The 12,935-nt window shown below is 72.8% G+C and carries 13 protein-coding genes and 1 pseudogene; 2 read left to right on the forward strand and 12 right to left on the reverse strand.

Annotation, left to right across the window (positions count from 1 at the left end):
* Positions 1–72: 72 nt before the first annotated feature.
* The 8 genes and pseudogenes from BJ992_RS16170 to BJ992_RS16205 all read right to left on the reverse strand — a co-directional run bounded on the left by BJ992_RS16170 (position 73) and on the right by BJ992_RS16205 (position 7,292).
* Entirely contained in the window at positions 73–417 is a 345-nt protein-coding gene (locus BJ992_RS16170) for an RNA polymerase-binding protein RbpA (RefSeq protein ID WP_184981820.1), read from the reverse strand.
* Between the two features lie 190 nt (positions 418–607).
* Positions 608–1,954, reverse strand: coding sequence for an MFS transporter (locus BJ992_RS16175; RefSeq protein WP_184981822.1), 1,347 nt, complete (start codon positions 1,952–1,954; stop codon positions 608–610).
* A gap of 46 nt (positions 1,955–2,000) precedes the next feature.
* Positions 2,001–2,804, reverse strand: coding sequence for a glycerophosphodiester phosphodiesterase family protein (locus BJ992_RS16180; RefSeq protein WP_184981824.1), 804 nt, complete (start codon positions 2,802–2,804; stop codon positions 2,001–2,003).
* Positions 2,805–2,863: 59 nt separating this feature from the next.
* The gene (locus tag BJ992_RS16185) at positions 2,864–3,436 is read right to left on the reverse strand and encodes an RNA methyltransferase (RefSeq protein WP_184981825.1); all 573 of its coding nucleotides are present in this window, start codon (positions 3,434–3,436) and stop codon (positions 2,864–2,866) included.
* A gap of 161 nt (positions 3,437–3,597) precedes the next feature.
* Positions 3,598–4,215 (reverse strand): annotated as a pseudogene (locus BJ992_RS16190) (class I SAM-dependent methyltransferase); the annotation flags it as partial.
* A gap of 64 nt (positions 4,216–4,279) precedes the next feature.
* Complete coding sequence (locus BJ992_RS16195) at positions 4,280–5,227, reverse strand: VWA domain-containing protein (RefSeq protein WP_184981829.1); 948 nt, start codon at positions 5,225–5,227, stop codon at positions 4,280–4,282.
* Positions 5,224–6,198 carry a DUF58 domain-containing protein gene (locus BJ992_RS16200; RefSeq protein ID WP_184988235.1) on the reverse strand — a complete coding sequence of 325 codons (975 nt, stop codon included), beginning with the start codon at positions 6,196–6,198 and terminating at the stop codon, positions 5,224–5,226. The genes BJ992_RS16195 and BJ992_RS16200 overlap by 4 nt, the downstream gene beginning before the upstream one ends.
* A 65-nt stretch (positions 6,199–6,263) precedes the next feature.
* Positions 6,264–7,292 (reverse strand): AAA family ATPase, encoded by a 1,029-nt coding sequence (locus BJ992_RS16205; protein ID WP_184981831.1) that lies wholly within the window; start codon positions 7,290–7,292, stop codon positions 6,264–6,266.
* A gap of 321 nt (positions 7,293–7,613) precedes the next feature.
* On the opposite strand from BJ992_RS16205, the gene BJ992_RS16210 reads away from it, so the two are divergent.
* Entirely contained in the window at positions 7,614–8,369 is a 756-nt protein-coding gene (locus BJ992_RS16210; RefSeq protein WP_184981833.1) for a hypothetical protein, read from the forward strand.
* Between the two features lie 50 nt (positions 8,370–8,419).
* Here BJ992_RS16210 and BJ992_RS16215 read toward each other — a convergent pair whose 3' ends face one another.
* Complete coding sequence (locus BJ992_RS16215) at positions 8,420–9,673, reverse strand: MFS transporter (RefSeq protein WP_184981835.1); 1,254 nt, start codon at positions 9,671–9,673, stop codon at positions 8,420–8,422.
* Positions 9,674–9,730: 57 nt separating this feature from the next.
* Between BJ992_RS16215 and BJ992_RS16220 the strand changes: the two genes are divergently transcribed.
* The gene (locus BJ992_RS16220; protein ID WP_184981837.1) at positions 9,731–10,714 is read left to right on the forward strand and encodes a helix-turn-helix transcriptional regulator; all 984 of its coding nucleotides are present in this window, start codon (positions 9,731–9,733) and stop codon (positions 10,712–10,714) included.
* A 60-nt stretch (positions 10,715–10,774) separates the two neighbouring features.
* On the opposite strand, the gene BJ992_RS16225 is transcribed toward BJ992_RS16220, so the two are convergent.
* From BJ992_RS16225 to BJ992_RS16235, 3 genes are all read right to left on the reverse strand, one after another.
* Positions 10,775–11,269 carry a universal stress protein gene (locus tag BJ992_RS16225; RefSeq protein ID WP_184981839.1) on the reverse strand — a complete coding sequence of 165 codons (495 nt, stop codon included), beginning with the start codon at positions 11,267–11,269 and terminating at the stop codon, positions 10,775–10,777.
* Positions 11,270–11,489: 220 nt separating this feature from the next.
* Positions 11,490–12,275, reverse strand: coding sequence for an SDR family NAD(P)-dependent oxidoreductase (locus BJ992_RS16230; RefSeq protein WP_184981841.1), 786 nt, complete (start codon positions 12,273–12,275; stop codon positions 11,490–11,492).
* 195 nt (positions 12,276–12,470) lie between these two features.
* Positions 12,471–12,920 carry a MarR family transcriptional regulator gene (locus tag BJ992_RS16235; RefSeq protein WP_184981843.1) on the reverse strand — a complete coding sequence of 150 codons (450 nt, stop codon included), beginning with the start codon at positions 12,918–12,920 and terminating at the stop codon, positions 12,471–12,473.
* Between the last annotated feature and the right edge of the window lie 15 nt (positions 12,921–12,935).

The raw sequence follows: 12,935 nt of genomic DNA on the forward strand, positions 1-12,935 counted from the left end.
GGTGCGGACAGCAAAAAGGCGCCTGCGGGCCACGTTCCGCGGTGGCCCGCACGCGCCGTCCGGCCGGAATGGTCAGGCGCTCTTGCGCCGTTGTGCCCGAAGGATGGCCAGCCGCTCGTTCAGCACCTCTTCGAGGTCTTCGATCGTGCGGCGTTCCAGCAGCATGTCCCAGTGGGTGCGCGGCGGCTTCGCCTTCTTCTGCTGGGGCTGCTCGGCGTCGACCCGTAGTGCGGTGGCACCGCAGCTACGGCATTCCCACGTCGCCGGGATCTCCGCCTCGGCGGCGAGGGGCACATCGAACCGGTGGCCCTTCGGGCAGGTGTAGGGCACCTCCTGGCGTGGCGCCAGATCGGTGTTGCGGTCGTTCTCGTAGCTGGTGGCTCCGAGCCGGGTACCGCGAAGTGCACGCTCGCCCATGTTTCAATGCCTCCTGAGGGCCCCATCTGTGAGGGGTGGGTCTCCACGGCTTACAACGCTTGATACCGTGGATGGATTCCCACCCTTGGGGTGATCCAATCGCGCTTTTCGCGCCCTCCTGCGCGGCGCTCGCCCGATCCGTCCCTCATCGGCGGTCCCGTCACGACCCGTCACGGCCCGTCCCCGGTGGTCACAGGTGCGCGGGCACCTCGTTGCCGGCCTCGCGGACCGCGCGCGGCAGGTTGACGGTCAGCAGCAGCACGAAACCGATCACGAAGAACACCACCAGGGACAAGATGGCGGTGCGGTAGCTGCCGGTGAGCTGCAGCGCCATGGTCAGCGTCAGCGACCCGAGGAACGCCGATCCCTTGTCGCTGACCTCGAACAGGCTGAAGTACTCGGCCTCCTTGCCGGCGGGGATCACCAGCGAGTACAGCGACCGCGACAGAGCTTGTGTGCCGCCGAGCACGATCGCGATGAGGAAAGCGATCGCGTAGAACTGCACCGCGGCCCCCTGCTGCAGGAAGTACGCGACCCCTACCACCCCTGTCCACACCACCAGGCTGCCGAGCACGGTGCGTTTGGTGCCGAACCGGAACGCCAGCCGTCCGAGCAGCAGCGCGCCGCCGAACGCGACGAACTGCACCATCAAGATCGCGGTGATCTGCGTGGTCTTGCCGAGCCCGAGCTCCTGGTCGGCGTAGGTCGCCGAGAACGAGATCACCGTCTGCACGCCGTCGTTGTAGACCAGGTACGCCACCAGGAACAGCATGCTGCGCGGGTAGCGCCGCAGCCCCGCGATGGTGCGGCCGAGCTGCCGGAAGCTGCCGGTGACGGCCTGGGCCGGGGTGGCGTCCTGCGCGCCGACCGGCCGGTTGCGCAGCCGCAGCAGCGGGATCACCGCGAACACGGCCCACCACAGACCCGCCGAGGCCAGGCTGATGCGCACCGCGAGGCCCTCCTCGACCCCGCTGCCCTGGTACAGGAACAGGTTGACCGCCAGCAGCAGGAACCCGCCGAGGTAGCCGAACCCCCAGCCGCGTGAGGACACCGCGTCGCGTTCCTCGGCCCCGGCGATCTGCGGCAGGAACGAGTTGTACACCACCATCGCCGCGCCGAACGCGACGTTCGCCACGATGAACAGCACACCGCCGAGGACGTACGCCTCGCCGTGGACGAAGTAGAAACCGAGGGTGGCGGCCGCGCCGAGGTAGGCGAACAGGCCGAGCAGCTCACGTTTGCGGCCGGTGTGGTCGGCCAGCGCGCCGGCGATCGGCATGACCACGATCTGCAGCACCACCGAGATGGTGACGATCGCCGAGAAGTAGGCGGTGGCGCGGAAGTCGAACCCGAGGAAGGGGACGTAGCCGTTGTCGCCGCCGGCGGCGTTCTCGGCGAGCGCCGTCAGGTAGGGCCCGAGGAACACGGTGATCACCGTGGTCTGGAACCCGGAGTTGGCGAAGTCGTACCAGTACCAGCCGCGCTGCTCGCGCCTGCGCTCCGCCGGGGTCTGCTCGGCGAGGACGGGGGTGCTCATCGGGGTCTCTCCTGGCCTGTGGCGTGCGGCACGAGGGGTGGGTGGGTCAGGCGTGGGCCGCGGAGGCGCGCGGGTGCCACTGGCCGCGGGAGGTGAGGACGTCGCGCAGACCGGAGATGTTGTCGGTCATGATGCCGTCCACCCCGATGTCCAGCAGGTCCTCCATGGCCCGGGGGTCGTTGACCGTCCACACGTGCACCTGCATGCCGAGAGCGTGCGCGGTGCGGACGACGGCCCGGGTGGCGACCCGCACCCCGCGGAACCCCGCCGGGATCTGCGCGCACGGCACCCCGAGCCGGGCCAGCCCGCCGAGCAGCCGGCCGTACCCCGATCCCATCGCGGCGGCCCGCAGCCGCGCCACGCCGCGCGGCCCGAGCGCCGAGCAGACCGGACGGCCGAGCGCCAGGCGGGCCCGCGCGAGCCGCAGGTCGGAGAACGACGTCAGGCAGACGCGGTCGTAGGAGGCGGTGCGGCGGATCGCCTCGGCCAGCGGCCCGATCGCGGGGGAGTCCTTGACGTCGATGTTCACCCGCACGTCGGGCCAGGTGCCGAGGACGTCCTCCAGCAGCGGGATCTCCTCGACGCCGCCGATCAGGGCCCGCCGCACCTCACGGTATGGCAGCGCCGCGACGCGGCCCCCCCGGTCGGTGACCCGGTCCAGGGTGTGGTCGTGGAACGCCAGCAGCACCCCGTCCGACGTGGCGTGCGCGTCGGTCTCCAGGTAGGCGTACCCGAGCTCGACGGCCCGGGAGAACGCCGCCATGGTGTTCTCCCGGCCCTCGGCGGCCCCGCCTCGGTGAGCGAATGCCAGCGGCCCGGGGTGATCGAGGAACGGATAACGCTGCTGCACGACCGTGAGTATTCCGCGTCCACCCCGTTCTCGTCACTTCACGAGGGTGAACATTTGGGTCACGAACCCCCATCGGCCGTCGCCTGGTCGCCGGCGGCGGCCCATTCCTGGCGGCGGGTCTCGGACAGGACGATCGCGGCGGCGACGCCGACGTTGAAGGAGCCGACCCGGCCGACCTGCGGGATGTAGATCACCTCGTCGGCGGCCTGCAGGACGGCGGGGGAGCAGCCGTGGTCCTCGCTGCCGAGGACCAGGCAGACGTCGCGGTCCAGCCGGGCCCTGTGGAGGGGGACGGCGTCGGCGGTGAGCTCGACGGCGATCACGGTGTAGCCGTCCTGCCTGGCCTCGCGGATCGCGTCGACCGCGGGGACGGCCTCCTCCCAGGGGACCAGCCGGTCGGTGCCGAGTGCGGTCTTCTGCACCTTGGGGTTGGTCGGCGGGGTGGTGTTGCCGGCGAGCCACATGCGCTCGGCGCCGAACGCGGCCGCGGTACGGAAGATCGACCCGACGTTGAACGGGCCGGTGACCGACTCCAGGATCACCGACAGCCGTCCCTGCGTGCCCCGGCGCCAGGTGCGGTTGAGCCGCTTGACGTCGGTCTGGCGGAGCTGCCTGCGGGCGGGTGTGGTCATCGGCGTTCTCGTCGTTCCTGTTCGGTGTCCGGATGGGGGAGGGGTGGGACGAAGGGTCGTGGCCGGCGGTGGTCTGGTGGGGTGTCCGAGCGGGTGGCCACCGGGTCGCCGTCCGGCTCGTCGTCCGGGTGGCTGTCCGGGTCGCCGGTCCGGCGAGCGGTCGCGCGCAGCACGCGGTAGGCCGAGCGGGAGGTGACGCGCTCGGTGGGCCAGCCCTGGTCATTGAGCCACCGCTGGAGGGAGTCGGCGCCGAGGTGCTTCTGCACCACCAGGTACGCCGCGCCGTCCGGGGTCAGCCGGTCCAGCCACTGGGTGAGCATGGCGTGCAGCGCGGGTTTGCCGATGCGGATCGCCGGGTTGGACCAGATCGCGGCGAACCGCGGCTCCGGCGGCACCTCGGACACATGCAGTGACCTTACTTTGTCAAGGCCGTTGCTCGCGGCGTTCCGCGCGCACAGGTCCACCGACCGCCGGTTCACGTCGACGGCCCAGACCGTCGCCGACGGCGCACGGGAGGCCATGGTCAGCGCGATCGGCCCGTACCCGCAGCCGAGGTCCAGCAGGTCGCCGTGCTGCGGGGGAGGGGGAACGGATTCGAGCAGCACTCTGGTCCCCGGGTCCAGCCTCCCCGGTGAGAACACCCCGCTGTCGGTGGCGAGCCGCAGATGCACATCGGCCAGCACCACATCGACCGTCCCCGGCCGCGTCGCCGCCCCCGGCCGCTCCTCGAAGTACTGCGCCCCCGCCTGCTTGGACGTCACGTCCACAGACGTTACCAACCCCCGGCCGATGCCTGTGCTCGGTCGCCTCCACCCCCCGCGCCTTGCCGGCTGTCCGGTGGGGTCAGGGGAGGCGGGTGCCGAGGAGGAGGGCGGTGGCGGCTACCAGGAGGCCGGCGAGGATGGCGGCTATGGTGAAGTGCTGGCCGATTTCCTGGTGGACGACGCGGAAGCCCAGGGAGGTGCCGATCTGGCTGTAGACGTCGCGGAGCTGGTCGCTGGACTCGGCGGCGTAGGAGCGGCCGCCGGTGCCGTCGGCCAGGGACTGCAGGGTCGTCTTGTTGACGGGGACCTGGACGTCGCGGCCGTCGATGCTGACGGTGCCTTCGGGGGTGCCGTAGGCGATGGTGGAGACGGGGATCTTGGAGCCGAGCGCGGCCTGGACGGCTTCGTTGACCGAGCGGCCCGAGGTGTTGTCGCCGTCGGAGAGCAGGACGATCGCGGACGGCGGGGGGTCGGTGACGGCGCGCTGGTCGAAGGAGCGGACGGCGTCCAGGGAGTTGAACACCGCTTCGCCGATGGCGGTGCCGGGCCGGGTGGACAGGTTGCCGATCGCGGTGATGACCGCCAGGTGGTCGGTGGTGGGGGACACGACGACGGCGGCGGAGCGCGCGAACGACACCAGGCCGACGTTGAACCGTTCGGGCAGGTCCTTGACGAACTGCTGCGCGGCCTGTTGCGCGGCGACCAGCCGGGTCGGGGTGACGTCGGAGGCCTCCATGGACAGCGAGATGTCCACGGCCACGATGATGGTGGCGCGGTCGCGCGGCACGCGGGTCTCGTCGGCGGGCCGTGCGGCGGCGAGGACCAGCAGGGTCATCATGACCAGGAACAGTCCGGCGGGGACGTGGCGGCGCCAGCCGGGCCGTTCGGGTGCGACGTAGCTGAGCAGCGCCAGGTTGGTGAACCGGACGGCGTAGCGGCGGCGGGCGAACTGCGCGGCGACGTACGCGCCGGCGATGAGCGCGAGGCCGGCGAACAGCCACAGCCATGCGGGAGACAGAAAGATCACGTACCGGCCCTCCTGGTGGGATGCCGTGCGGCCAGATGGGCGGTGCGCCGGTGCCTGAGGGTGTACTGCGCGATGTCGTACACCCAGTCGCGGTCGGTGCGCAGGACCAGGTGCGCGGCGCCGCACCGGCGCAGCGCCACCCGGTTGGCCTCGCGCTGGCGTGCCGCCGCGTCGGCGTAGGCGCGGCGGATCTTCGGCGTGAGGTGGATGTGGCGGGTGTGCCCGGTCTCGGGGTCGGTGAGGTTGATCAGCCCGACGTCGGGGAGTTCCAGCTCGCGGGGGTCGACGACCTCGACGGCCAGCACCTGGTGGCGCGCGGCGAGACGCCGCATGGGCCGTTCCCAGGTGCGTTCGGCGTCGGGTTCGCCGCCGGGGCCGAGTTCGAGGAAGTCCGACACCACGACCCGCAGGCCGCGCCGCCGCCGCGCGGCGGCGAGGGTCTGGATGACCTCGCCGAGCCGGGTGGGGCCGCCGGGAGGCAGGCCGCGGGGGGTGTCCAGGAGCGCCGACAGCAGCGCGTACATGGCGGGTCTGCCGGTGCGCGCGCTCATGTGGTGCACCTGGTCGCCCTGGATGACGTACGCGCCGAAGCGGTCGCCGATGCGGGTGGTGAGGAAACCCAGGGCCCCGACGGCGGCGATCACCAGGTCGCGTTTCTCCATGTCGGCGGTGCCGAAGTCCATGCTGGGGGACAGGTCGGCCAGGACCCAGGTCTCCAGTTCGCGGTCGGCGATGAGGTCGCGCACGTGGGGGACCTGGGTGCGCGCGGTGACGGCCCAGTCCATGCGCCGTACGTCGTCCTCGCCGGGGACGTACATGCGGCTGTCGCCGGGTTCGCTGCCGGGCCCGGGGAGCAGGCCCTGGTGGCGGCCCTGCAGCAGGCCGTCCAGGCGCCGTACGACGGTGAGTTCGAGCCGCCGCAGCGCGTGCTCGGGGCCGTGGCCGCCGCCGGTGCCGCCGGGACGTTCCACCTGCTCGGGGGGGTGGTGGTGCGGGTGCGGCGGCGGTGCGGCGGGGTCTTGTGGTGTGGCGGCGGTCACCGCTGGCCCTGGTTCCAGACCACCAGGGGCGGCGGGACGGACGAGAGGATCTGGCGCACCACGTCGTCGGGTTCGACGCCGTCGGCCAGCGCGTCGAAGGTGAGCATGAGGCGGTGGCCGATGACGTCGACCGCGACGTCGCGCACGTCGTCGGGCAGCAGGTAGTCGCGGCCCCGCAGCAGCGCCAGCGCGCGGCCGGCCGACACCAGGCCGAGGGTGGCGCGGGGGCTGACGCCGATCTCGATGGCCTCCTGCAGGTGGCGCAGGCCGTACTCGGCGGGGGAGCGGGTGGACATGACCAGCCGGACGACGTAGTCGGCGACGAGCTGGTGCACCGACACCTGGTCGGCGAGTTTCTGCAGCGCCATGAGGCGGTCGGGGTCCAGGACGCGGCCGGGCAGCGGCGGTGAGACGCTCATGCGGTGCAGGATCTCGAGTTCCTCGCCGGCGGTCGGGTGGCCGACGCGGACCTTGAACAGGAACCGGTCGCGCTGCACCTCCGGCAGCGGGTAGACGCCTTCGGACTCCACCGGGTTCTGGGTGGCGAGCACCACGAAGGGTTTCGGCAGCGGGTGGGTGCGGCCCGCCAGGGTGACCTGCCGTTCGGCCATGACCTCCAGCAGCGCCGACTGGACCTTGGCGGGTGCGCGGTTGACCTCGTCGGCGAGGACGAAGTTGGCGAACACCGGCCCGAGCTCGATGTCGAAGCTCTCGCTGGAGGGGTGGTACACCCGGGTGCCGACGATGTCGCTCGGCACCAGGTCGGGGGTGAACTGGATGCGGGCGAAGGTGCCGCCCACGACGGTGGCGAGCGTGGAGGCCGCGAGGGTCTTGGCGACACCCGGCACACCTTCGAGCAGGCAGTGGCCACGGGCGAGCAGCGCCACAAGGAGCCGCTCGACCATGTGGTCCTGGCCGACGATGACACGCCGGACCTCCGACAGGGCCTGCTGCAGCAGGCCGAGATCGGCGTCGGCGCCCTCCTCGGGCCCGCTTCCGCCACTGCGTTCTTCGGCAACGGTCATGCGGCCCATTCCATCAAACCGGAAGCAAAGGTGCACGGTACCGGCACGGTGCGCCGGGAGGATCCCGTCGGGGACCGGCGCCTCGGCACCGGCCCGGTGGCACCACGGACGACGTGCACAGCACGTCCATGATGATCGGCTCGGTGTAATGGCGGGGTAAGGACACGCGGCCGGTCCCGGGTTCCCGCCGTCCGTGCCGCCTTCCCCCGCTCCCCGGACTTCCGCTTCCCCTGGCGGATGGCTGAACATCGCGGGTTCTCGCCGTCGGTGGCTGTGGCCGTCGCGGTGAGCGGGGGGCCGTGGGTGTGCTTTCATGGCTGCGTGGCCACTCCGCTCCAGCCGCTCCAGTTCGGCGACCCGCCCCGGCTTGGCCCCTATGTCGTCCAGGCGCGGTTGCAGACTTTGCCGACGGGTTTTGTGTACCTGGCGCAGGACGAGGCGGGCCGCGCGGTGTCGGTGGCGCTGCTGACCAGGGGCGCGGCGATGGACGCGGCGGCCCGTGAGCGTTTCCTGACGTCCGCCAGGCAGGCCCGCACGGCGCGTGGCGGTGTGCTCGGGTGGATCGGCCGGGCCCGTGGCCGCGCGCCGGCGAACACGCCGCGGATCATCGCGATGGACGAGGGCCCGGCCCCGTGGGTGGCGGTGCCGTACACGCCGGGGGAGCAGAGCGCGTCGTGGTTCCTGTCGTCGGTCATGATGACCGGCACGCTGATCGGCGACCGGCATGGCCCGGACTTCGTGCCGTACTGGCTGGGGGACCGTGTGCCGGCGGCGCCGGCGCCGCCGCCTCCCGCGCCGCCGCCGACCGAGACCAGGCGCGCGGTGATGGTGGCGCTGTCGGCCCTGGTGGCGCTGCTGGTGCTGGCGATCGCCATCGCGTGGATGCTGCTCGGCCGCAAGGAGGACCCGCCGGGTCCCGGCCGTCCGCTGCCGGCGACGCAGTACGTCCCGACGCCGCCGCCGGTGCCGTCGCCGAGCGACACCCTCAAGCCGTCGCCGAGCCCGTCACCGGGGGAGAGCGGTGTCTCCCCCCGGCCCAGCCTGCCGGGTGACGACGACCGTCCCGGCGACATCTGACCCGGCGCCGGCGGTCCTCACCCAGGGGCCGTCGTGCGGGGGGATGTGGGTCAGGTGGCCGTCCCCCGGTCGCGAGCGGCCGGCCGCAGGGCCCCGGCGGTGAGGGCGACCAGCAGGGCCAGTGCGGCGGGGATGCCGAGCGCCGCCGGCAGGCCGGCGATCTCGGAGAAGGCCCCGATGAGCACGGGCCCGGCGAGCATGCCGAGGTAGCCGAGGCCCGCCACGCGGGCCAGGGCCTGGCCGGCGCGTGCGGGGTCGCGGTTGCCGGCGGCGGAGAACACCTGCGGCACGGTGCACGACAGCCCGGCGCCGAAACACGCGAACGCCGCCACCGCGGCCACCGGATGCGCGGCCAGCAGCCCTGCGGCCAGGCCCGCGCCGGCGAGGACGCCGCAGCAGCGCACCAGCGCCACCGGGCCGAACCGCGCCGCCAGGCGGTCCCCGGCGAGCCGTCCCGCGGTCATGGTGATCGAGAACGCCGCGTAGGCCGCGGCGGCGAACCCCGGGGAACCGCCGAGGTCCTCACGCAGGTACACCGACCCCCAGTCGGCGGCGGCGCCTTCCCCGACGAAGCAGCAGAACGCCAGGACCCCGAGGAGCAGCACCTCACGTGTCCTGACCCCGGCGCGCCGTCCGGGTGATCGGGGTTCGGGCCCGGCACGCAGGGCCCAGCGCGTGGCGAGCAGCACCGGGACGGCCAGCGCGGCGGCGGCCGCGGTGAAGGTGGCCTGCGGGCCGATGCCGGCGTGCGCGAACAGCCCGCCGTGCGCGGCGCCGAGGAACCCGCCGATGCTGAACACCGCGTGGAACGACGACATCATGGGCCGTCCGCGGGCGCGTTCCACCTGCACGGCGTTGGCGTTCATCGCGACGTCCAGCATGCCGAGGACCATCCCGAACAGCAGCAGCGCCGCCACCAGCGCGGCGAGGCCCGGCATGGCGGCGGGCAGGAGCAGCACCAGGACCTGCGCGGACGCGACGGGGGTCATGACCGTGGCGGTGCCGAGCCGGTCCACCAGGTGGCCGGCGAGCTGCATGCCGGCGAACGCGCCGAGCGCGATGGCCAGCAGCGCGACGCTCAGTTCCCCTTCGCCGAGGTGCAGGCGTTCCTTCAGCGCGGGGATCCGCGCGGTCCACACCCCGACCGCGACCCCGGAGGTGAGGAACAGCAGGTACACGGCGGTGGCGGCGCGCCGGGGAGGCGGGGGTGCCGCCGTGGGGGCAGGGGGCCGTGCCGGCTGCGCGGGGCCGCGCCATCGGGTCGCCGATGGGGTGTCGTGCGCCGGTGGCGGCGGGCTCGGCATGTGTTCATAGGAGCATGGTTTGCCGGTGCCGGCCAGGGGTGCGCGACACTGGGGGCCATGCGCGCCGGACGCCTTCTGTCCTTGCTCCTGCTCCTGCAGACCCGTGGCCACATGACGGCCACCGAACTGGCCAGGGAGCTGGAGGTGTCGGTGCGCACGGTGTACCGCGACGTGGAGGCGCTGTCGTCGGCCGGTGTCCCGGTGTACGCCGACCGGGGGCCCGCCGGGGGGTACCGCCTGCTGGACGGCTACCGCACGCGCCTGAACGGGCTGACCGCCGAAGAGGCGTCGTCGCTGTTCCTGGCGGCGCTGCCGGGACCGGCGGCCGAGCTCGGCCTGGCCGAGGTGGCGGCGGCGGCCGAGCTGAAGATGCTCGCGGCGCTGCCGCCTGAGCCGCGTTCGCACGCCTCCCGCATGCGGCGGCGTTTCCTGCTGGACGTCCCCGGCTGGTACCGCGACGCCGACGAGGTGCCGTGGCTCGGCCCGGTGTCGGACGCGGTGTGGGAGGAACGGTGGCTGCGCATGGTGTACCGCCGCTGGGGCCCCACCGAGGTGGAACGCGAGGTGCGGCCGTACGGCCTGGTGCTGAAGGGCGGCACCTGGTACATGATCGCGGCTCCCCGTGACGCCGCGCCGCGCACCTACCGGGTGTCGCGCATCGTGACCGCGCAGGTCCAGCCGGTCCGCTTCACCCGTCCGCAGGGGTTCGACCTGGCGGCCTTCTGGCACGAGTACGCCGCCGGGTTCCAGGAACGGATGTACCCCTATGAGGCGCTGGTCCGCCTGGCCCCCGGCGCCGAGGCGATGCTGCGCCTCACGGTCGGCACCCGGCCGGCGGACGCCGCACTGGAGTCGGCGGGCCCGCCGGACGCCGACGGCTGGCGGCATCTGCGCCTGCCGGTGGAGTCGGTGCGCCACGCGGGGTGGCTGCTGCTGCGCATGGGGGCCGACCTGGAGGTTGTCGGCCCCGCGGAGCTGCGCGCGTTCATGGCCGAGGCCGCCGCCGGCCTGGACGCGCTCTACAACCGGCCCCAGTCTTGATCTACATTGTAAAGGTGGTGGGTTACTGGACCTTAACTCCTACTACAAAAACCAACCCCCTCAGCCGATCGGGGCCCCGCTGAGGGTGACGTCGTAGGGACGGAAGGCGGGGGCCGCCGCGGCGGGGGCGGCGATGACGACCACGGGGCAGCGTGCGGCCATGACGCAGGCGGCGACCACCGGGGGAGCGGCGGCGGGTGCGCCGGGGTCGGTGGCGCGGACGCCGAGGACCAGCATGGCGGCGCCGGCGCTGTGTTCCAGGAGGACCTGTGCGGCGGGTCCTTTGGCCACGACCGGGGTGAGTCCGGGTGCGACGGCGGCGACGGCGCGCCGGATCCGTTCGCGTACGGCCTGGTATTCCTCGTCGGGTGAGCGCCAGTTCCCCATGGGTGCGTACGAGGCGCGGTGCTGGCCCGACCATTGCCAGGCGTGCACGGGTACGACCTGTGCCTGGCGGAGTGTGGCCTCGCCGAGTGCCCACAGCAGTGCGGCGGTGGCGGCGGGGGAGTTGCTCACGCCGACGACGATGCGGGGGCGGATGGTGTTGTGCGTCACGGATTACCTCCTCCTCATCGAGCATCGCGTGTGGGGGGTGACGCCGCGCCAAAGCTCAGGAAAAAAGCGGCTAAATGTCATGTTTCACGCGCATCGTGATGCATTTCCGTTTTTGTGGGGTCGGGTGGGGATGCCTCGACCCGGTGCGGACGCCGGGGCCCCGGCGGGACGGACGCGGCAGCGTCCCGCGGTGCGGTCGTGCGGGGCCGGACGGGTGAGGTCAGTGGACGGAGAAGCCGCCGTCGACGTACACCGACTGGCCGGTCATGCCGGCGCAGGCGTCGCCGGCGAGCAGGACGGCGACGCCGGCGAAGTCGGTGGCGTCGCCGTTGCGGCCGGTGAGGGTGCGTGCGGCCATGGCCTCGACGCGGCCGGGGACGGCTTGTGCGGCCTCGGTGAGGGGGGTGAGGACGAAGCCGGGCATCACGGTGTGGACGCGGACGCCGCGGGGTGACCAGGCTTCGGCCTGGGACCGGGTGAGGCCGGTGAGCGCGGCTTTGCTGACGCCGTAGACGCCGCTGTCGCCGAAGGCTCTGACGGCCTGCTGGGAGGCGACGTTGATGATGCGTCCGAAGCCGCGGGCGGCCATGCGGGGGCCGAAGTGCGCGCCGAGCAGGTAGGGGGCGGTGAGGTTGACCCGCACGGTGACGTCGTAGTCGTCGCGGGTCAGCTGGTCCATGGGCCGGCGGATGTTGTTGGCGGCGGCGTTGACCAGGATGTCGATGTCGCCGGCGAAGGTGGCGGCGTGGTCGCAGACGTGGCGTACGGCGTCCTCGTCGGCGAGGTCGGCGGGCAGGATGTGCGCGTCGACGCCGTGTGCGCGCAGTTTCCCGGCGGCGGCGGTGAGTTCGGTCTCGCGCCGTGCGACCAGCACGACCGAGGCGCCGGCGAGGCCGATGGCCTCGGCCATGGCGTGCCCGATGCCGGAGCTGCCTCCGGTGATCAGGGCGGTCCGGCCTTCCAGGGAGAACATCCGGTGCAGGTACGCCTCGGCGGGAGATCGCATGGCGTCACAACGTAGCAGGCCAGGCGGGGCGTTGTCATCGGGTGATGGAAAGGTACTACGAATTTATGGCTCTGGCTGCCGTCGGATCCTTTCTCCGGGAGGCGGCCGGCGCGGGCCGTCCATGCCGTCCACGGGGCCCGTCGTCCCGCGGGCCGCCTGGTGAACTGTCCCCTGCGGCGGGGGCCGCGGGTGGGGTCAGCCGGGGCCGTACATGTCGGCGAAGGCTTCGCGGAGTTCGAGCATGACGGCGTCGAGGCGGCGCAGGGTGGGGGTCTGGAGGCGTTCGAGCAGGCGGCGCCAGCCGACGGCGCCGGCGTCGGCGAGTTCGCCGGTCATGCGGTGGCCGGCGTCGGTGAGCTCGACGAGGCGGACGCGGCGGTCGGCGGGGTCCTCGCGGCGGGTGACCAGGCCTTGGGCGACGAGGCGGTCGACGATGCCGGTGACGGTGCCGAGGGCGACGCCGAGGGTGTGGGCGAGTTCCTGGCCGGGGGTGGGGCCGCGGTGGGCGAGGATGAGGGCGATCTTGAGTTGCTGCATGGTGAGGTTGCTGGCGAGCAGCGGGGTGGAGCGTTCGTGGGCGAAGGCACGGCCGAAGGCGTGCTGCGACTCGCTGATGCGTGCGATCAGCTGTTCTCTCTCGTCCACCGTCACCTTCCGCTC

Origin of the sequence: Sphaerisporangium rubeum, assembly GCF_014207705.1 — a bacterium.
Taxonomy (GTDB): Bacteria; Actinomycetota; Actinomycetes; order Streptosporangiales; family Streptosporangiaceae; genus Sphaerisporangium; species Sphaerisporangium rubeum.